This is a genomic window from Gemmatimonadales bacterium (genome assembly GCA_035502185.1).
Taxonomy (GTDB): Bacteria; Gemmatimonadota; Gemmatimonadetes; order Gemmatimonadales; family JACORV01; genus Fen-1245.
On the sequence record DATJUT010000063.1, the window covers coordinates 84,110 to 105,120 of the forward strand.

At 71.3% G+C, this 21,011-nt stretch carries 12 protein-coding genes; 10 read left to right on the top strand and 2 right to left on the bottom strand.

Features of this window, described 5'->3' with window-relative positions:
• Nucleotides 1-150 precede the first annotated feature (150 nt).
• Together VMF70_08655 and VMF70_08660 are read right to left on the bottom strand one after the other, a co-directional pair.
• Nucleotides 151-1,251 carry an LptF/LptG family permease gene (locus VMF70_08655; GenBank protein HTT68085.1) on the bottom strand — a complete coding sequence of 367 codons (1,101 nt, stop codon included), beginning with the start codon at nt 1,249-1,251 and terminating at the stop codon, nt 151-153.
• Complete coding sequence (locus VMF70_08660) at nt 1,248-2,783, bottom strand: LptF/LptG family permease (protein ID HTT68086.1); 1,536 nt, start codon at nt 2,781-2,783, stop codon at nt 1,248-1,250. Before VMF70_08660 ends, VMF70_08655 begins: the two co-directional genes overlap by 4 nt.
• A gap of 99 nt (nt 2,784-2,882) precedes the next feature.
• Here VMF70_08660 and sprA point away from each other — a divergent pair, with 99 nt between their 5' ends.
• The 10 genes from sprA to VMF70_08710 all read left to right on the top strand — a co-directional run bounded on the left by sprA (nt 2,883) and on the right by VMF70_08710 (nt 20,963).
• Nucleotides 2,883-9,029, top strand: a complete 6,147-nt coding sequence (gene sprA, locus VMF70_08665) for a cell surface protein SprA (GenBank protein ID HTT68087.1) — start codon at nt 2,883-2,885, stop codon at nt 9,027-9,029.
• Nucleotides 9,026-9,934 (top strand): M28 family peptidase, encoded by a 909-nt coding sequence (locus VMF70_08670; protein HTT68088.1) that lies wholly within the window; start codon nt 9,026-9,028, stop codon nt 9,932-9,934. Before sprA ends, VMF70_08670 begins: the two co-directional genes overlap by 4 nt.
• A 62-nt stretch (nt 9,935-9,996) precedes the next feature.
• Nucleotides 9,997-10,761 carry a helix-hairpin-helix domain-containing protein gene (locus VMF70_08675; protein HTT68089.1) on the top strand — a complete coding sequence of 255 codons (765 nt, stop codon included), beginning with the start codon at nt 9,997-9,999 and terminating at the stop codon, nt 10,759-10,761.
• Nucleotides 10,762-10,841: 80 nt separating this feature from the next.
• Nucleotides 10,842-12,566 (top strand): type IV-A pilus assembly ATPase PilB, encoded by a 1,725-nt coding sequence (gene pilB, locus VMF70_08680; protein HTT68090.1) that lies wholly within the window; start codon nt 10,842-10,844, stop codon nt 12,564-12,566.
• Nucleotides 12,567-12,569: 3 nt separating this feature from the next.
• A complete protein-coding gene (locus VMF70_08685) occupies nt 12,570-13,736 on the top strand; it encodes a type IV pilus twitching motility protein PilT (protein ID HTT68091.1) in 1,167 nt (388 codons plus the stop codon).
• Nucleotides 13,737-13,777: 41 nt separating this feature from the next.
• Complete coding sequence (locus VMF70_08690; GenBank protein HTT68092.1) at nt 13,778-14,977, top strand: type II secretion system F family protein; 1,200 nt, start codon at nt 13,778-13,780, stop codon at nt 14,975-14,977.
• Between the two features lie 257 nt (nt 14,978-15,234).
• On the top strand, nt 15,235-16,878 hold the full coding sequence (locus VMF70_08695; GenBank protein HTT68093.1) for an ATP-binding protein: 1,644 nt from the start codon (nt 15,235-15,237) through the stop codon (nt 16,876-16,878).
• On the top strand, nt 16,875-18,242 hold the full coding sequence (locus VMF70_08700; protein HTT68094.1) for a sigma-54 dependent transcriptional regulator: 1,368 nt from the start codon (nt 16,875-16,877) through the stop codon (nt 18,240-18,242). The genes VMF70_08695 and VMF70_08700 overlap by 4 nt, the downstream gene beginning before the upstream one ends.
• A gap of 10 nt (nt 18,243-18,252) precedes the next feature.
• Complete coding sequence (locus VMF70_08705) at nt 18,253-19,821, top strand: hypothetical protein (GenBank protein HTT68095.1); 1,569 nt, start codon at nt 18,253-18,255, stop codon at nt 19,819-19,821.
• Entirely contained in the window at nt 19,818-20,963 is a 1,146-nt protein-coding gene (locus VMF70_08710; GenBank protein ID HTT68096.1) for a glycosyltransferase family 2 protein, read from the top strand. Before VMF70_08705 ends, VMF70_08710 begins: the two co-directional genes overlap by 4 nt.
• Nucleotides 20,964-21,011 lie beyond the last annotated feature (48 nt).

Consider the following 21,011-nt stretch of genomic DNA (forward strand, 5'->3'; position numbering starts at 1 on the left):
CCAATTCCCTCCATCCGCCGAGACTGATGGTGATTGGATGAGCGAGGTGCAGCGCGATTCCGTCCGGGCATGCCGAAGCAGCCGATAGGGGGTGAAAGGGCACAAAGAACATTCCGCCCGGCGGGCGAAGCGTCAAGTCACGCCAATGTCTCAAGTCCTGGCATTGGCGAACAGCAGGGCTCCCGATACCCCGAACAGCGAATTGGGTATCCACGCCGCCACCAGGGGCGGCACGACACCCCCGGCGCCGACGGCCTTCATGATCTGCACCATGGTGAGGAAAACGATGGTGGTGGCGAGACTTACGGCCACGCCGTAGGCGGCGCCGCTGCGGCCGCCCGCCACGCCGAGCGGCGCCCCGAACAGCGCGATGATCAGGCAGGTGCAGGGGATGGCGAGCTTGAGGGCCCGCTCGACCTTCAGCTTGTTCGCGTCGCCGCCGGCGCGCTCGACCGTGCGCACGTAGTGACCCAGCTCGGCGTAGCGCATCTGGTCCGGCGCCTTGGGCTCGACCAGCAAATCGAGCGGCCGCTCGGACATGGCCCGCTGCCGGAGGGAATCGAAGCCGAACGCCGCCTCGCGATCGCGGCCGAAGAACAGCCGCAGCGAGCCGCCCTTGAGCGTCCAGCCGAGGCGGGGCGCGAAGCTCGCCGTCCGGGCATCGAGGTAGTAGCCGGGGAAGGAGTCGGCCGCGGGGCCGTCCACGGCGCCTTCCCGCTCGATCTGGACGCCGGTCATCGACCGGTCGGGCACCGACAGGGATCCGATCGTGTACATCCGCCCGCCGTCGGCGCGGTAGACGAAGTTGTAGCGCATGGTCTGCGAGCGGACCTCCCGCTCGCCCAGCAGGGTGGCACGCCGCTCCTGCCCCAGCGGCGCGAACTCGCCGAGGAAGAAGGCGAACACGCTGGCGGCGGCCGCCAGCGCGAAGATCGGCAGCACCAGCCGGTGGAACGAGATGCCGGAGGCCTTGGCAGCCGTGATCTCCGAATGGCGGGCCAGCGCGCCGACCGAGAACACGGTGGCGAACAGCACCGCCGCCGGGGTGATGAAGAACACCTGCTCGGGCGCGCCGGCCAGGTAGGCGAGCGCGACGCGCAGCACCGGGAGGTTCTTGCTGATGTAGCGGTCCACGTGATCGGTGAGGTCGATGACGATCGTCAGCACCGGGAAGCCGAGGGCCGTGATCGCGAAGATCTTCAGGAACTCGCCCGTCAGGTAGCGGTCGAGCACCCGCACGCCGCGGATCACGCGCGCCGGGCCTTCCGGCGGCGCCCGAGCACGGCGATCCGCTCCCGCCAGCTTACGCCGCGCGCCGCGACCCGCTGGCGGTTGAGGCGCAGGAAGAAGACGAGACCGATCGCGGTCATCAGCAGGTTGGCGCCCCACATCGCCCAGAACGGCGTCACGATCAGCGCGTCGGCCAGCGTCTCCCCGCCGATCAGGCCCACGTAGTAGAACCCGAAGATCAGCACGCTCGCACCGATCACCAGCCCGACGCCGCCCCGCGGGAAGCGCAGCGCCACGGGCGCGCCGATCACGACGAACACCAGGCACGCCGCGGCGATCGCGAACTTCTTGTGGATCTCGATCTGGTAGCGCGCCGCCATCTGCCGCAGCGCGACCCGGCGCGCGTCCAGGTCCGCGAGGCGCAGGCGCAGCAGGTTGCCGGCGGAGTCGGCGATGGTGATGCGGTACCCGGCGACCGCCGCCGGCAGCGACGCCGCGGGCGGGCGGACCGCCGGGACCGGAGCGGGGCGCGGCGGCGGCTGCTGGGCGTGCGCGGCGCGCGGCCGCAGCAGGCGGCCCAGGCCGCCGAGCGCGCCGCAGTAGAGGGAGGCGACCTCCAGGGAGCGCTCGGGGCGCATCCCGGTCGTGTCGGCCTGCGGCAGCGGCGTCACGCCGAGCAGGGTGCGCACGTCGTTGCCGAGCGTGGCCTCGCGCTCGCGCCGCAGCGCGGCCAGCGAGAGCAGGTGGCGCCCGAGCTCGGTGCGCATCTCGCACACCGACATCTCCCGGTCGCCCCGGCCGATGTCCTCCCCGGTCCGCTCCAGCGTGTTGGAGATGCCGCGCTTGCGCACGAGGTCGGTGTGGAAGAACACCCGCCGGAACACGGCCGGCTGGGTCCGGTCCTGGTCGAACACGTAGCCGTCGAACAGCGTCAGCCACAGGTCGGTGCGCGTGGCGTTGAAGCGCATGTAGCCGCTGTCGGCGTAGATCGTGCGCCGCCGCTGGTCGCTGCTGAGGTCGTAGATCTGCACGTCCTTGAGCCGGTCGGTGGACTGGTCGATGCGGCCAGCCCGCAGGAAGAACTGCTGCGGGATGACCTCGTTGACCATCTGCTCCTTGAGCTCGAAGGTGGGCCGCTTGCGCGCGATGTCGACCAGCAGCGTCTTCAGCTTGTGATTGGAGGGCGGGAGCACCTGGTCGATGAACAGGAAGGCGACGATCGCGAGGCCGAGCGAGGCGAGCAGCACCGGCCGGACCAGGGCGACCAGGTTCACGCCGCTGGCGCGCAGCGCGGTGATCTCGTTGTCCGCGCCCAGGCGCACGAACGCGTACAGGACGGCGACCAGCACGGCCATCGGCAGCGTCATGGCCACGATGAACGGCACCGACAGGCCGAACACCTCGAGGATCACGCCCCAGGGGAGCCCCTTGCCAACCAGCTGGCTGAACTGCCGGGCGACCTGGTTCAGCAGCATCAGGCCGGTGAGCGCCCCCAGGGCGAACGCGAACGGCGGGAGGTGCTCGCGCAGCAGGTAACGCGACAGCAGCTTCACGGTCTAAGTCGTGTCCCGATCGGGGTTGAGGGGCCTCCGGCGTCGTCGTATAATACCCCGAGTAGCCGCCCAGGAATACCACTGAAAGTGCGGGCGTACGTGACGCGCATTGCCGTCGCGATCACTCTTCTCGCCGTCCTCGCCGCCTCCAGAGCTCACGCGCAGCAAGCCGACTCGCTGCCGCGGCTGCGCCCGCCGCGGTTCGCCGGGGACACGCTCGCCATCCGGTGGCCGGCGGCGCTCGGCTACCTGCTCCCCGCGCGCGTGGACGCGGGCACGGCGGGCCGGCGCTGGAGCGACTCGCTGCTCGCGGACCTGGCCGCGCGGCAGGCGGCGCGCTGGCACTTCGGCGTGGCGGGCGGTGACAGCACGGCCCTGTTCGGCCTGCGGCCGCCGGCCCCCGTGGCGGTGCTGGCGCCGCCGCCGGTGGAGGAGACGGTCCGCCCGCAGCAGAGCGTCCTGCAGCGTTACGCCGACCTCGGGATCGTGCTCAACGCGCGGTTCGAGCTGCGCTACGACCACCTCAAGAACCTCCGCTGCCAGCCCGGCGACGCCGCCGTGCTGTCGTCCGGCTGCTCGTCGGCGGTCACGCCGCCGCGGCTCGATCCGCAGTTCGACGTGCGGACCGGGGGCATCGTGGGGCAGCGGGTCCACCTCGACGTGGACTACAACTCCCAGCGCGAGTTCGACGCGTCGAACAACATCAAGCTCTACTACCAGGGCCTCCAGGACGAAGTGCTGCAGCGCGTCGAGGTCGGGAACGTGACCTTCCGCGCACCCGGGTCGCAGTTCATCACCGGCGGGATCCCCGCCAACAACTTCGGCTTCCAGGCGTCCGGCCAGATCGGGCCGATCGACTTCAGCGGGATCTACGCCCAGCAGCGCGGCAACGTGGTGAGCGGCCGCAGTTACGTGGTCGGCCAGCAGACGCTGCAGGCGGTGGACCGGACGGTCATGGACCGCGACTACGAGCCCAACCGCTTCTTCTTCGTGGTCGACCCCGCGACGCTCCCCGGGTACCCGCGCGTGGATGCGCTCAACCTCAACCTGGCCGGACTGCCGCGGCAGGACCAGGTGGTCCAGGTGCGGGTGTACCGCCGCCGCAGCACCGTGGGCGTGACGACGGCGCAGCAGAGCTACGGCGGCATCCCCGCCGTGGCCGACCGACCCGACAGCCCGCAGCGCGCCGGCCCGTTCCCGTGGGAGCTGCTGATCGAGGGCCGGGACTACTATCTCGACCCCTCGGGCCTGTGGTTCGCGCTCACCAACCAGCTCGACAACGGCGACTACCTGGCCGTCTCGTACGTCACCGCCGCGGGCGACAGCATCGGCACGTTCCCTGCCGCGGCGACCGCCGGCCGCGTGGACACCCTGCGCCTGATCCAGGAGCCGCAGCGCGGCCCCGACGTGCCGACCTTCCGGTACATGATGCGCAACGTGTATCGGGTGGGCGGCACCGGCAGCGTGGTGCGCGACGGGATGCAGCTCAGGATCGTCGTGGCCCAGTCGGAGCGCCCGGCGTCCGGGGCCGCCACCTTCCTGGCGCTGCTCGGGCTCTCCCTGACGACCGACCAGACCCAGTTCGACCAGTTCAACCGCCTGTTCCCGCGCTCGCGCGATCCGGCCGGCGGCGCTCCGCTGCGGGACTACTACGTCGTCTTCCCGACCCTCGCGCCGTTCGCCGACAGCACCGTGCTGGCGCCGCAATACCGCAACGACTCCCTGTACCGCACGCCCACCTACCTGCTGCTGACGCAGGGGCCGACACCCCTCTACCAGCTCGCGCTCCACTACCAGGCCTCGGGCGGGGACCAGTCCGGCACGCTGAACCTGGGGGCCGTGCAGCTGCGGCCGGGGAGCGAGCGGCTGACGGTGGGCGGCCGCACCCTGGTCCGCAACGTGGACTACACGATCAACTACGAGGTCGGCCAGGTCAGCTTCCTGCACCCGGACTCGCTGTTCGCCACCCCGGCGACCGTGAACGTTCAGTACGAGGAGCAGCCCGGCTTCGCGATCGCGCCGACCTCGATCTACGGCCTCCAGACGCGCTACGACTTCGGCGACCACGGCTCGGTGACGGTGCTCGGCCTGCTGCAGCAGCAGCAGTCGAACTTCACCCGTCCGCCGCTCGGCTTCGAGCCGTCGTCCAACTTCGTCGGCGGCGTGTCCGGCAATTTCCACTTCGAGCCGCTGGGCCTCACGCGGCTCCTGAACCACCTGCCCCTGGTGCGCACCGAGGTGCCCTCGCAGATCACGCTCGACGCGGAGCTGGCCACGTCCCGGCCCTCGCCCAACCAGGTCGGCCAGGCCTGGGTCGAGACCTTCGAGGGCGAGGGGGGGACGTTCCTGCCGCTGACCGAGAGCTCCTGGCAGCAGGGCAGCCGGCCGGCCTCGCCGCACGGGCTCGCCGGCACCGGCATCGATCCGGTGAGCGGATTCGCGGACGCGAACGCGGTGCCGCTGGTGTGGCAGAACCTGATCCGCACCACGGGCGGCGGGTACCTGCAGTTCAGCTCCCAGGACATCGACCCCACGATCGTCACCCAGGGCACGGCGGGCAGTCTCGAGAACGTGCTCTGGCTCAGCCTGCACCCCGACACCATCGGCGGCCTGCCCAACCAGACCACCGGCCTGATGCGCTGGCTGCTGCCGCACACGCCCGGGCCCCGGTGGCGCTCCATCACGCTCCCGCTGTCGGCCACGGGCGTGGACCTCTCGCGGGTCGAGTACCTCGAGTTCTGGGTGTTCGAACTCCCCAACTCCCCGGCGCGCCAGGCCGGCGCCTCCCTCGTCTTCGACTTCGGCCGGGTGTACGAGGACGCGGTGGACTTCGTGCCGACGAGCTTCACCGTCAGCCCCACCGGGGACACCACCTATTCGGGGCGCCGCCGCATCGGCGAGGGGCGGCTCGACACCGAGCGCGACACGCTGACCAACTCCTGGAACGCGCTGATCAACGACAACGGCATCCTCGGGGCGGTGGCGGACAGCATCTTCGACCAGACCACGGGCAGCTACGTGCACAACATGCCGCTGTGCACGTATCCCTCCGGCGCCGCGGGGGCGATCTTCGTCACCTACCGGGGGGACCCGGAGGCGCGCTGCACGCGCGGCAACGGCCTCCCCGACGCCGAGGACCTCGACGGCGACGGCCACCTCGACAGCCTGGTCTCGGCGCTGAACGAGAGCTACTTCCGCTACGTATTCCACCTGGGCGACCCGAAGTACTTCGTGCGCGACGGCGGGCCGGTGGACCAGTCCGGGCACGTCGACTCCGTCGTCGGCCACTGGCGGCTGTACCGGATCCCGTTCCGTGCCGACACGTTCCAGGTCGGGGCTCCCGACGTCCACCAGATCCGGTCGCTGCGGCTGACCGTCGTCGCGCCCGAGGGGCCCGCCGACGCCAGCCTGTATTTCGCGCTGGGACGGCTCAACCTCGTGGGCGCCCCGTGGATCAAGCGGGCCACCACGCCCATCGCCGGCATCTCCGGGGCCGTCGGCACCGGCCACGGCGAGGTCGTGGCGAGCATCGTCAGCACCGAGAACGTCGTGGACCTGCACTACCAGCCGCCGCCGGGCGTGAGCAACGAGGGCGCGACCCAGTCGGGGAACCTGACGTACGGCTCCACGCAGATCAACGAGCGGTCCCTGCGGCTGATCGGGAGCCAGGTGGGGGTGGGGGAGCGGGCCGAGGCGTACTACCAGTTCCCCGAGGGACAGCGGAACTTCCTCGGCTACCGGCAGCTGCACGTGTGGGCGCGCGGGCGGGGCGCGGGCTGGAACAACCACCAGCTGTCGTTCTACATCAAGGTGGGGCAGGACGAGAACAACTTCTACATGTTCCGCGCCTCCGCGGACACGACCACCTGGCTGCCCGACAAGGTGGTGGACTTCAGCCGCTGGCAGGAGATGCGGGCGGACATCGAGCGCCGGTTCCTCGCGGGCCAGCGGCCCTCGGGCGCATCCACCTGCGGGGGCGACAGCCTGGCGTACGTCGAGTGCGACAGCGCGCGGACCTACATCGTCCACGTACGGGACCCCGGCGTGGCGCCGCCCAACCTGGCCCAGGTGCGCGAGCTGGCGGTGGGCTTCGTCCGCGACTCGGGGCTCGCGGCCGACAGCGCGGAGCTGTGGGTGGACGACATCCGCCTGTCGCAGGTGGTCAACGACCCCGGGTACGCGGGCGCCGTCAACCTGCGCGTGGTGGCCGCCGACGTCGCGGACATGAACCTGTCGGTGTCGCGCCGCGACGCCCAGTTCCACCAGCTGGGCGAGGATCCGACGTACACCACCAGCAACCAGCTCGCCTTCAGCTCCACGGTGCACCTCGACCGGCTCGGCCTCGAGCGCCTGGGCCTCGCGGCGCCCCTGACGATCCAGGTCAACCGTTCCGGTGACGACCCGTACTACCTCGGCGGCACCGACGTGCTGGCGTCCGGGCTGGTGGGGCTGCGGCACCCGCAGGCCACGCAGTCCTTCTACAGCCTCGCACTCCGGCGCACGCGCCGCGGGAAGCTGTGGTGGGAGCGCTGGCTGGTGGACAACCTCGCCCTGAACACCGTCCTCACCAACGGCACCGCGACGTCCCAGCTGTCGCAGAGCTCCGCGCGGTCGGCGGTGGTCGCGGCCAGTTACCAGGCGCTGCCCGGGGAACGCGGCTTCCGCTGGATGCCGCTGCTCCTGGCACGGCTGCTGCGGGCCATTCCGCTGTTCGGACGCTCGGAGCTGCTGCGCGGGGTGGAGAGCTCCCGGCTGCGGTGGAGTCCGGCGTCGGTCCATTTCTCGCTGGGCTGGACCCACAGCACCTCGGACGCGCAGACGTTCTCGGTGCCGGTCGCGACCGTGAGCGACACCCTGGCGACCACGGTCCACGCGCTGCAGGCGTCGCTGCAGGCGGGGGCGGGCGTGGATCTGCGGCCGCTGTCGTCGGTCTCGCTCAGCGTCAACCTCACGTCGACGCGGGACCTGAAGGACTACGGCGACAGCACCACGCTCGGCGTGCTCACGCGCCAGCAGGGGCAGCGCTTCCTCGGGATGGGCCTGGGGTTCGAGAGCCAGCGGGTTCTGACCACGCGCCTGAGCTACACGCCGAACCTGTTCACCTGGCTGCGGCCGCGGTTCACCAGCGCCTCGAGCTTCGGCCTGACGCGCGACCCCAACGGGGGGATCCCCGAGCGGGCGGTGGGGGACACGGCCGGTGCGTTCCGCCTGCCGACCACGTTCACCAACGCGCGGTCCACGGACCTGGGCGGCTCGCTGGATTTCTCGCGCGCCCTGCGCTTGCTGATGGGGGATTCCTCCCGCCTGCTGCCGTGGCTGGACCGGCTGGCGCCCCTCGACTTCTCCACCCACACGGACCTGCGCTCGCAGTTCTCCCGCGCCGGTCTCGATCCCTCGCTGGGCTACGAGCTCGGCCTCGGGGGCACGGGCGGCTTCCGCGCCATCGACGGCCGCCTGGCGGTCGGCGCGTCGCAGGCGCAGCAGTGGCGCGCCTCGTCGGGGCTGCGCTTTCCGCTCGGCTTCTCCGTCACGGGCAGCTACAGCACCGGCACCCAGTCCACCTGGTCGGTGCGCGGCACCGGCCAGTCCGAGACCGACCAGAACAACACCTCCTGGCCCGACGTCACCGGCCGGTGGACGTGGACGCCGCGGCAGAAGGCGATCGCGAAGATCCTGTCCAGCGTGAGCGCCTCGGCGACGGTGCGGATCACGAACTCGAGCACCGTCCAGCCGCCGCTGGTGCTCGAGAGCGTCGCGTCGGCGAGCACGGTCGGCGCGCTGCGCACCAGCCAGGAGACGCGGTCGTGGCCGGTGTCGCTGTCGCTCACCTGGGCCGGCCACGTCTCGACCAGCCTCTCCTACAGCGTGAGCCGGTCGCTGGCCAACCAGGCCGGGAGCCAGACCCAGAACGACCGCACGGAGTCGTCGGCGACCGTCGCCTTCGCCTTCCGGCCGCCGTACGAGCTGTTGCCCCTCAAGTCGGACATCCGCACGTCGCTCGCCTACTCGTCGTCCAACACCAAGGGCTGCATCAACCTGGTGGATGCCGCCAGCTGCGTGTCGATTCTCGACGCGGGGCGCCAGCAGTTCAACCTCACCATGGACACGGACATGCCGCCCAACGTCTCCGCAGGTGTGTCGGTCGGGTACATCATCAACGACGATGCGTACCTGGCCCGGAAGACCGCCCAGCTGGTCCTCACGGCATCGGTCACGGTGAACTTCCAGGCCGGGCAGCCCCGGTGAGGCGCCTGGCGGTGGCCCTGGCGGCCGCGGTCGGCGTCGCGTGCCACGGGAGCCAGTCCCAGGCGCAGCGCTTCGATGCCGTGCAGGCGATGGGCTGGGTCCGCTACCAGGTGGCCGCGGGCCCGCGCGCACCGGGCCTGCCGGGGCATCGGGCGATCGCCGACTGGCTGGCCCGGGAGCTTCGCTCGCGGGCCGACAGCGTCGAGATCCAGGCCTTCACCCACGTCACGGCCGCGGGTGACACGCTGCGGCTCGAGAACATCCTGGCCCGGTTTCGGCCGGCCGACCCCAACCGCATTCTCTATCTCACGCACTGGGACACACGCCCGGTCGCGGAGAACGACCCGGATTCCGCCAAGCGCGCTCTGCCGATTCCGGGCGCCAACGACGGCGCGTCGGGCACCGCGCTGCTGCTGGGCGTCGCCGATGCGCTCAAGCAGACGCCCCCCTCGGTGGGGGTCGACCTGCTGTTCGTGGACGGGGAGGACTACGGGTCGTTCGAGGCCGACAGCCAGAAGGACGTGCTGATCGGCGCCCGCTACTTCGCCCAGCACCTGCCGGCGGCCGGCTACCGGCCGCTGTTCGCCGTGCTGTGGGACATGATTGGCGGGCGCAACCAGGTGATCTACGAGGAGGGCTGGTCGGTCGAGCGGGCCCCGGAGATCGTGGACCGGGTCTGGAGCACGGCCGCCGAGCTGCACCTCGGGTCCATGTTCCGGCCGGTCAACGGCGGCCCGATCCTCGACGACCACGTGCCCCTGCTGGAGGCCGGCATTCCGGCCATCGACGTCATCGGCTTCGAGAACTACCGCGCCTGGCACCACACCCTGGAGGACACGCCGGACAAGATGTCGGAGGCATCGCTGGCCGGGGTCGGGCGCCTGGCCCTCGCGCTGCTGCACTGATTCGGCACGCGCCGCGGCGGGATGGTGCCGGTGCCCGCGCCGGCGGGGCCATCTTGGCCGCAATGTTCACGCACGACGAGCGCCGCGCCCTGGTGTTCCTGGCGGTGGTGTCCGCGGCAGGCGCGGCGTTCCGCGCTCTGCGGCCCGGCGAACAGCCGCAGGTCGGGCTGTCGGCCGTGGCCCCCGCGCTGGCCGGCGGCGACATCGTGCGCCAGGCCGCGCAGTCGCAGCGGGCGGAGGCGCTGGCCCGGCCCCTCGGGCCGCTGGAGCGCGTGGACGTCGACCGCGCGCCGGCCGACGAGGTGCAGCGGCTGCCGCGCATCGGACCTGCGCTCGCCCGGCGCATCGTCGCCGAGCGCGAGGCGCATGGCCCGTTCGGATCGCTGGCGGGCCTGAGGCGGGTGACGGGCATCGGCCCGGGTCTGCTGCGCGGCCTCGAGCCGCACGTGACCTTCGGCGGCGTGGCGCCCGCGGCCGTGGAGAGGGACGGCTGGCCGGTCGGCGCCCCCGTCGGCGGCACGGGCTACGGTGCCGTGCCGAGCGCGGGCGACGGCTCCGGGTCGGCGGCGGTCTGGGTCGCCACGTCGGCCGCGAGGTCGGCGCCCGGAGCGCCCAAGGCCGGCGGATGCGTCCGCGCGCCCGACCTGAACCGCGCGCCGGCGGCCGATCTGGTGTGTCTGCCGGGCATCGGCGCGGTGCTGGCGGCGCGCATCGTCGCCGAGCGGACGGCGCACGGCCCGTTCCGCGACATCGCTGATTTGGCGCGGGTTCCCGGCCTGGGACGCGTGCGCGCCGAACGGCTCCGGGGCCTCGTCACAATCCCTTGACAGGGGGGGGAGCACCCGTACTATTCCCTTCTGATCCCGGGTTTAGCGCCGTTTCCCCGAATCCACTCGGCTCCATTACCATGCCGGCACCCCTGGCGGCCACTGGCGATCGTCTCGGCGACCTGCTCATCCGCGAAGGCCTGATCACCAAGGACCAGCTCTCGAAGGCCCTCTCGGAGCAGAAGGCGAACGGCCAGCGACTCGGCTACAACCTGGTCAAGATGGGGTTCGTCCAGGAGACCGAGATCACCAAGATGCTCGCCCGCCAGTACCGGATGCCGGCGGTGGACCTGGCGCGCTTCGAAGCCGACCCCAAGATCATCAAGCTCATCCCCGGCGACGTCGCGCTGAAGCACCTGGTGCTGCCCCTCAAGCGCGAGGGCCGGACGCTGACGGTGGCGATGGCGGACCCGACCAATCTCAGCGTCCTCGACGACCTCAAGTTCATCACCCGCTACGACATCTTCCCCGTCATCGCCGGCGAGTACACGCTGCGGACGGCGCTGGACAAGTACTACGAGGAGGTGGACGCGCAGCTCGACACGCTGCTCAAGGACATGGAGGAGGAGGGACCGGAGGGCGAGCTGGAGGTGGTCGCCCAGCAGGAGGAGGAGGAGCAGCAGGGAGCGGCGAGCGCCGATGACGCGCCGGTCGTGAAGCTGATCAACGCGATCCTCACCGACGCCGTGAAGCGCGGCGCGTCCGACATCCACATCGAGCCGTTCGAGCACGAGTTGCGGGTCCGCTACCGGATCGACGGCGCCCTGCTCGAGGTGATGAAGCCGCCCCTGAAGCTGAAGGCCGCCCTCACCAGCCGCATCAAGATCATGTCGGCGCTGAACATCGCCGAGCGCCGCGTGCCGCAGGACGGGCGCATCAAGCTCAAGATGGGAAAGCGGGTGATCGACTACCGCGTGTCGACCCTCCCGGTGCTGTTCGGGGAGAAGATCGTCCTGCGGATCCTCGACAAGGGGAACCTGACCCTCGACCTGTCGAAGTTCGGGTTCGAGCCCAAGGCCGAAGCGGACCTGCTCAAGGCGATTCTGAATCCGTACGGAATGGTGCTGGTGACGGGGCCCACCGGCTCGGGCAAGACCACCACGCTCTACTCGGCGCTGTCGCGGATCAACACGATGGAAGTCAACATCATGACCGCCGAGGACCCGGTCGAGTACAACCTGATGGGGATCAACCAGGTCCTGGTCCGGAACGAGGTGGGGATGACGTTCGCGGCGGCGCTGCGGGCGTTCCTGCGGCAGGACCCGAACATCATCATGGTGGGGGAGATCCGGGACATCGAGACGGGCGGGATCGCGATCAAGGCGGCCCTGACCGGGCACCTGGTGCTGTCGACGCTGCACACCAACGACGCGCCCTCGACCATCACCCGGATGGTGGACATGGGGATCGAGCCGTTCAACGTGGCGTCGGCGGTGAACCTGATCGTGGCGCAACGGCTGGTGCGGCGCATCTGCAGCAACTGCAAGACCGAGCACCGCTACGCCCCCGAGGAGCTGAAGGCCCTGGGCGGCGACACCCAGGAATTCGCCGGCATCACGTTCTACAAGGGCACCGGCTGCGAGCAGTGCGGCGGGATCGGCTACAAGGGCCGAGCCGGGCTGTACGAGGTCATGTTTCTCTCGCCGGAGCTGCGGCGCATGATTCTCAAGGGCGCGTCCACCAGCGAGCTGTCGGAGCAGGCGGTGCAGGAAGGCATGCTGACGCTGCGGATGGACGGCCTGGTCAAGATCAAGAAGGGCATCACCACCCTCGAAGAAGTGGTCAAGGAAACGGCGGCGGCCTAGACCGTGACGGCACCTTCGCATCCCCAGGCGGCGCCCAGCGCCTTCAACCTCCGCGCCCTGCTCGAGGAGATGATCGAGCAGGACGCCTCCGACCTCCACATCACCGCCGGCGAGCGTCCCAAGCTGCGGGTGGACGGCGACATCACCAACAGCCGGGTCGAGGCGATCCTCAACCCCAAGGACACGCTGCAGCTGGCGTACTCGATCCTCACCGAGCAGCAGAAGAAGCGCTTCGAGACCGAGGACGAGCTGGATTTCTCGTTCGGCATCCAGAACCTCGCGCGGTTCCGCGGCAACGCCTTCAAGCAGCGCGGCTGCGTGTCGCTGGTGATCCGGCAGATCCCGTTCCAGGTCAAGACGTTCGAGCAGCTGCAGCTGCCGGCGATCGTCGCCAAGCTCGCCGAGAAGCCGCGGGGCCTGGTGCTGGTGACGGGGCCGACGGGCTCGGGCAAGTCCACCACGCTGGCCGCGATGGTGGACAAGATCAACCGGGAGTGGAAGGGTCACATCATCACGGTGGAGGACCCGATCGAGTTCATCCACCGCCACCAGCAGTGCATCGTGAACCAGCGCGAGGTGGGCACGGACACCAAGTCGTTCGCCAGCGCCCTGAAGTACGCGCTGCGCGAGGACCCGGACGTCGTGCTGATCGGCGAGATGCGCGACCTGGAGACGATCCAGGCGGGGCTCACCATCGCCGAGACGGGCCACCTCGCCTTCGCGACGCTGCACACCAACTCGGCGGCGGAGACGATCAACCGCATCATCGACGTGTTCCCCTCGCACCAGCAGTCGCAGGTGCGGGCGCAGCTCGCCTTCGTGCTCGAGGGCATCGTCACCCAGACGCTGCTGCCGAAGGCGAAGGGCCGGGGACGGGTGATGGCGTGCGAGATCCTGGTGGCCACGCCGGCCATCCGCGCGCTGATCCGCGACGACAAGGTCCACCAGATCCAGTCCTCGATGCAGGCCGGCAAGAAGCACGGCATGCAGACGCTCAACGATTCGCTGTACCAGCTGTACATGAACCGCGAGGTGGCGCTGGAGGAGTGCCTGCGGGTGTCGGGCGAGCCGAACGAGTTCCTGCGGATGATCGGCGAGCCGGTGCCCGCGGAGGAAGAGAAGGCGATGGCGCCGAAGGACCGGCCGCTCACGGGCGGGCTCAAGCGATGATCGCGCCACCGGAAGTCCCCGCGCGCACAGGAGGCTGACCGATGCCGGTATTCAACTACACTGCCAGGACCCTGACCGGGGAGCTGCAGTCCGGCTCGATCGACCTGCCGAGCCACGACGACGTCGTCCAGCACCTGCGGAAGAACCGGATGATCGTCGTGAAGGTCCAGCAGGCGCCGCGCGACATCAAGTTTTCGTTCGGCAAGGGGATCAGCACCCGCGACATCGTCATCTTCACGCGGCAGTTCGCCACGATGATCAACTCGGGCCTCCCCCTGGTGCAGGCCCTCGACATCCTGTCGGAGCAGACCGAGAACAAGGCGCTCAAGGATGTGACCCGCGCCGTGGTGTACGACGTGGAGAGCGGCCACACCCTGGCCGACGCCCTCCGCAAGCACCCCAAGGCGTTCTCGGAGCTGTACGTGAACATGGTGGCCGCGGGCGAGGCCGGCGGCATCCTGGACACCATCCTGCTCCGGCTCGCCACCTTCATGGAGAAGAACGACGCCCTGGTGCGGAAGGTGAAGGGCGCCGCCATCTACCCGGCGGTGATCTTCTCGGTCGCCATCCTGGCCGTCATCGTCCTGCTGGTGTTCGTGATCCCGGTGTTCCGCAGCATGTTCGCCGACGTCAAGATGGAGCTGCCGCTGCCCACCCGGATCGTGATCGGCACGTCGGACCTCGTGAAGCACTTCTGGTGGCTCATGGGCGGCCTGATCGCCCTGGTCGTGTTCGCGGTGCGCCGCTACTACGCGACGCCGACCGGCCGCCTCAACGTGGACCGGATCCTGCTGGCCATGCCGGTCCTGGGCGACGTCATTCGCAAGTCGGCCGTGTCGCGCTTCACCCGCACGCTCGGCACGCTCATCGCGTCCGGCGTCTCCATCCTCGACGGCTTGGAGATCACGGCCAAGACGGCCGGCAACCGGGTCATTCACGACGCCGTGATGGAGTCGCGGGCGTCGATCGCCGGCGGCGAGACGATCGCGGCGCCGCTGCAGAAGTCGAAGGTGTTCCCGCCCATGGTGATCTCGATGATCGCCGTCGGCGAGCAGACCGGCGGCCTGGACGAGATGCTGAGCAAGATCGCCGACTTCTACGACGAGGAGGTCGACGCCGCGGTCGAGGCGCTGCTCTCCCTCATGGAGCCCGTGATGATCGTGCTCCTCGGCGTCGTGGTGGGCGGCATGATCGTGGCCATGTACCTGCCGATCTTCGGCATGATCGGGGCGGTGCAGTAGAGTTACGAGCCGGCAGGGGGCGGAGCGCAGAGCAGTTGCGAGACGCCGAGCTGCGAGTGGTGGTGAGATGAGAGGCGTGAGGGGCCAGGCCGGGTGTCTCTACGGACAACTGGACTGGCCCCTGCAGTCTTCCGGACTCGTAACCGCTCGCCACTCGGCGTCTCGCAACTGACCCGCCCGCCGTCGTTCTTGCATTCTGCAATACTCCCCCTACTTTGGGCGCCGTGACCGTCCCATCGCCGGCCGCGGCTTCGAGGGTGCGCCCCGCCCCCGGCGTGGTGCCGCCCGCCCGCACGCTGCTGCAGTGGCTGTACATCGGCCGGGTCTCGGTGGCCCTGGCCGTGTTCCTGGCCGCCGCCCTCGCCTGGTGGAGCTCCGACCTCACCGCGCTGCTGGTGGCCTCCGTGTCGGTCACCTTGGCGCTGGCCGTGACCGGGGTGTCGTTCTGGTACACCCACGTGCGCCTCCGGGACTTCGGCCAGGCCGGCCTGTACGGGCAGGCGGTCTTCGACGTGGCGCTGGTCACGGCGGTGTCCCACATCAGCGGGCCGTACTCCTACTTCGCCGCGCTCTACATCCTGGTCATCGCGTTCTACACCGTGCTGATGCCGCTCGCCAACGGCCTGCTGGTGGCGCTGCTCGCCGGGATCGTCTACACGGCCGACGTGATCGTGGGCGGCGAGCTGTCGGCGGCGGTGCTGCTGCAGGTGGCGGTGTTCTGGCTGGTCGCGGGCGCCACCGGCTACCTGGCGAGCCGGGTGCGCGTGGCGGGCGCCGCTCACGAGACGCTCGAGGCGGAGCTGCGGCGCGTGCGGCTCCAGGCGGCGGACATCCTGCGGCACATCGGCGCCGGCGTGATCACGGTCGAGGGCGACGGCAGCCTGGTGTACGCGAACCCCACGGCCGAGGTGCTGCTCGGGCTGCCGCTCACCGAGCTGCTGGGCCAGCCCGTGCTCGAGCGGATGGACCAGGTGGCGCCGACCCTGGCCGACGCGATGCGGCGCACGGCGCGCGAGGGCCGGCGGGTGGTGCGGACGGTGGCGGAGGTGGCCGGCAACGGCCGCAACTTCCCGGTCGGGTTCACCACCACGGCCGTGCGCGCAGCCGAGGGGGTGCCGCCCTCGGCCACGGTGATCTTCCAGGACATCTCCGACGCGCGCCGGGTGGAGGAGCTGCGGCTGAGGACCGAGCGGCTGGAGGCGGTGGCGGAGCTCTCGGCCTCGCTGGCGCACGAGATCAAGAACCCGCTGGCCTCGATCCGCAGCGCGGTGGTGCAGCTCTCGCGCCTCGCGCCCCCGGGCGCGGACGAGCGCGTGCTGGCGGGCCTGATCGTGCGCGAGAGCGACCGGCTGTCGGCGCTGCTCACCGAGTTCCTGGACTTCTCCCGGGTGCGGGTGACGCGCTCGGCGCGGCTCGACCTGGTGTCGGTCGCCGAGCACGGGATCCGCCTGGCGCGCCAGCACCCCGACTGCTCGCCCGTCGCCGCCATCGCCCTCGACGTGGCCGACGGCCCGGTGCTGGTCGAGGGCGACGAGGACCTGCTGCACCGGGTGGTGTTCAACCTGGTGCTGAACGCGGTGCAGGCCGCCCCCGGGCCGGCCGACGTCCGGGTGCGCGTGGCGCCGGCCGCGCCCGGCGACCTGCCGGGCGGGGTGACGATGGAGTCCCCGCGCCTGCTGGCGGTCTCGGACACGGGCCCGGGCATCGCGCCCGACATCCTGCCGCGCCTGTTCGAGCCGTTCGTCACCGGCCGGGTCGGCGGGACGGGGCTCGGGCTCGCGATCGTGCAGCGCGCCGTGCAGGCGCACCGGGGCCTGATCTTCTGCGACTCGCTGCGCGGCCACGGCACCACCTTCACGGTGTTCCTGCCGGCACGGTTCGATGCGGAGGAGGACGCGTGAGCGAACGGCCTGCGGTGCTGATCGTGGACGACGAGTCGGCGATCCTCGACTCGCTGCGCATTCTGTTCAAGAACGAGGGATTCGAGGTCCTGGTCGCGCAGGGCGGGCCGGCCGGTCTCGAGGCGCTGGAGGGACAGGCGCCCGACCTCGTGCTGACGGACATCCGGATGCCGACGGTCAACGGCATCGACATCCTCAGCGCGGCCCGCGGCCGCGACGCGGACGTGCCGGTGGTGCTGATGACGGCGCAAGCCGAGCTGAAGACGGCGATCGAGGCGATCAACCGCGGCGCGTTCCACTACATCCAGAAGCCGTTCGACAACGACGAGCTGGTCGCGATCTGCCGGCGCGCGCTCGAGCACCGCAAGCTCAAGGCCGAGAACCGGGTGCTCAAGCAGGAGATTCAGCGCCGCGAGGGCGCGCAGGCCGTCAAGCCCATCGGTGTCTCGAAGGTGTTCCGCGACGTGCTGCGCATGGCGGAGACGGTGGCGCCGACCGACAGCACGGTCCTGATCCAGGGCGAGAGCGGCACCGGCAAGGAGGTGGTGGCGCGGTTCATCCATGCGCTCTCCAGCCGGGCCCGGGGCGCGTTCTTCTCGATCAACTGCGGCGCGCTGCCGGAGGGCATCCTCGAGTCGGAGCTGTTCGGCCACGTGAAGGGGTCGTTCACCGGGGCGGTGCGGGACCACGAGGGGCTGTTCGCCGCCGCGGCCGGCGGCTCGTTCTTCCTCGACGAGATCGGCGAGACGACGCCGGCCACGCAGGTCAAGCTGCTGCGGGTGCTGCAGGAGCGCGAGGCCATTCCGGTGGGGGGCACCCAGCCGGTGCCGGTCGACGTGCGGATCATCGCGGCCACGAACCGCGACCTGGAAGACGACATGAAGCAGGGCCGGTTCCGGTCCGATCTCTACTACCGGCTCAACGTCATCGCGCTCCACCTGCCGCCCCTCAGGGACCGCCGGGACGACATCCCGCTGCTGGCGGACGCGTTCCTGCGGCGCATGGCCCAGGAGCGTCACGAGGCGCCGCGCACGCTCGGCCCCGACGCGATGGAGGCGATCCTCGCCTACGAGTGGCCGGGCAACGTGCGCGAGCTGGAGAACGCGCTGGAGCGCGCCTGCACGCTGAGCAAGGGTGATACCATCACGGTCCAGGGCCTGCCGGCGCGGGTCACGGAGCAGCGGGCGCCGGCCCTGGTCGCCGAGCGCCCGGCCGCCAACCCGACGCTGGACGTGGTCGAGCGCGCATACGTGCTGTGGGTGCTGGAGCGCGAGGGCGGGAACAAGAGCCGCGCTGCGGAGGTGCTGGGCATCGACCCGTCGACCCTGTACCGGAAGCTGGCGCGGTACGAAGAGGCGCCGTGACGGCGGCCCGGTGAGGGAGCGTGCGGTGTGGGCGGCGGCCGCGGCGCTCGCCGTCGGGGCCGTCGTCGCGCTCAACCTCACGACCTCCCTGGTCGGCGTGTTTTACGACGACGGGATCTACCTCTCGCTGGCCAGGGCCCTCGCCGAGGGGCACGGCTACCACCTCCTCTACCTGCCGGGCGCGCCGGCGGGCGTGCACTATCCGTTCCTCTATCCCCTGTTTCTCGCGGGACTGTGGAAGCTGGCGCCGTCGTTCCCCGCCAACGTGGCCGTGTTCAAGGCGGCGAACGCAGTGCTGCTCGGCCTCGGCTCGGGGTTGCTGGTGCTCTACCTCAGCGGGCGCAGCGCGGCGCGGCCGTGGCGGGTCGCCGTGCTCGTGGCGGCCACCGCCACCGCACTGCCGCTGGTGACCGTCGCGACCGCGCTGTTCGCCGAGCCGCTGTTCCTGGTGGCGCTGGTGGCGGCCTGCTGGGCCGGCGACGCCGCGCGTGAGGCGGACGGCCGGCGGGAGGCGTGGCTGCTCGCGGGCCTCGCGGGGTTCTTGGCGGGCGCGGCGGCGCTGGCGCGGTCGCTGGGCATCACGGTCGTGGCCGCCGTCCCGCTCTCGCTGGTCCTGGCGCGGCGTCCGCGCGCGGCGCTGGTGGCGCTGGGGGTCTCGGCGCTGTGGCTGGTGCCGTGGCTGGCGTGGGTCGCGCGGCACCGCGGCGGCGTGGACCCGGCGCTGGTGGCGGGCTACGGCACCTACGGGGACCTGATGGCGCAGGCCGGTTGGTCCGCGTTCTCGCCGGCGAACGTCGGCGACCTCTTGCGGCCGATCGGCGCGGTCGCGCTGGCGCCGTTCCGCGGGTGGCTGCGGCTCTTCCTGGGCGTGCCGGCGCTGGCGCTCGTGGCGGCCGGCTTCGGTCCGCTGCTGCGGCGGGCCGCGGCGCTGGGCTGGACGCTGCTGGCCTACGGCGCGGTCGTCCTCGTCTGGCCGTACGGCCCCGACCGGTTCGTGTGGGCCGCCTGGCCGTTGCTGGCCGTCGCGTTCTTCGCGGGCGCGCTGCAGGTCGCGGAGCGGGCCAGGTCGGCCGCGCCGCCGGTCCGCGCCGTGGGGCGGTGGGCCGTCGCGGCGACCGTGGTGGCGGTCGTCGCCGGCTATGCGTTCTACCAGGTCCGCGGCTACGTCCGGGGCGACGCGACCGGGCTCGGGCGCGGGATCTCCGCCACCGTCTCGGAGCTGCTGCCGTGGGTGCGCGACCAGACGCCGCCGGACGCGGTGGTGGCGGGAGAGGACGAAGCGCTGCTATGGCTCTACACCGGCCGCCGCGCCGTTCCCTCGTACGTGTGGCGATACCGCGGGCGCTCCGACGAGAGCCTGGGCCCGGATACGCTGAAGGCGTGGCTCGACCGCGCCCGCGTGAGCTACGTGCTGCTGGGCAGCGCAGGGTCGGATGCGGCGCCCACGATCAGCCAGCTGCTGGGACGCTACCCGGGCTACCTCCACGTGGCGCGCCTGTGGCCGCCGCCCGCGAGCGCGATGGCGTTCGCCGTGGATCGCAGCGGCCCGGCGCGGCCCGCGGGCGGCGCGTCGCCGTGAGCGGACCGCGGCCGGACGTCTCGGTGATCATGCCCTGCCTGAACGAGGCGGCCACCGTCGCACGCTGCGTCGCGAAGGCGCGCCGGGCCATGGAGCTGGCCGGGCTCTCCGGCGAGGTCGTGGTGGCCGACAACGGCTCGGACGACGGATCGCCCGCGCTGGCCGAGGCCGCCGGCGCGCGGGTGGTGGCCGCGCCGGTCCGCGGCTACGGGGCGGCGTATCTCGCCGGCCTGGAGGCGGCCCGGGGGGACCTGCTGGTGCTCGGCGACGCGGACGACACCTACGATTTCGCGTCGGTGCCGGAGTTCGTGGCGGCCCTCAAGGCCGGCAGCGACGTGGTCCTCGGCTCCCGGTTCAAGGGGCGCATCCTGCCCGGCGCGATGCCGTGGCTGCACCGCTACGTCGGGAACCCGGTGCTCTCGGGGATCCTGAGCCTGTTCTTCGGCCGCCGCGTGTCGGACGCCCACTGCGGCCTCAGGGCGATGACCCGGGACGCGAGCGCGCGGATGCGCCTGCGCACCAGCGGCATGGAGTTCGCCTCCGAGATGGTGGCGCTGGCGCTCCGCCACGGCCTGGCGGTGGGCGAGATTCCGATCACGTACTATCCGCGCAGCGGCGAGTCGAAGCTGCGGAGCTTCCGGGACGGGTGGCGACACCTCCGCTTCATGCTGCTGCTCTCGCCGACGCCGCTGTTCCTCGTGCCCGGCCTCGCGGCGCTGGTGGCGGGCCTGGCGGCGCTGCTCGCGCTGCTGCCGGGGCCGCTCCAGATCGGCGGGCTGCTGTTCGACTACCACTTCATGTTCGTCGCGAGCGCCCTGGCGGTGCTGGGCGTGCAGCTCGTCGTGCTCGGGCTGGCGGCCAAGTCGTACGGGGGAGGCGAGCTCGCCGTCCCCGGCGACCGGTGGGTCGCGTGGCTGGACCGCCACTTCACGCTCGAGCGCGGGTTGCTGGTGGGCCTCGCACTGGCCGCGGCCGGCCTCGGCGTCAACGGCTGGATCCTGGAGAGCTGGCTCCGGGCGGGCCGCGGCCAGTTGTTCGCGGTGCGGCCGGCGCTGCTCGGCTTGAGCCTGATCGTGGTCGGTGCGCAGGTCGTCTTCGGCTCGTTCTTCATCAGCGTGCTGCGCGACGACCCGCGCCGGTGACACCCGGCTCGGGTCGAGAACGTGCGGGCGGCGCGAGGACCGCGGGGA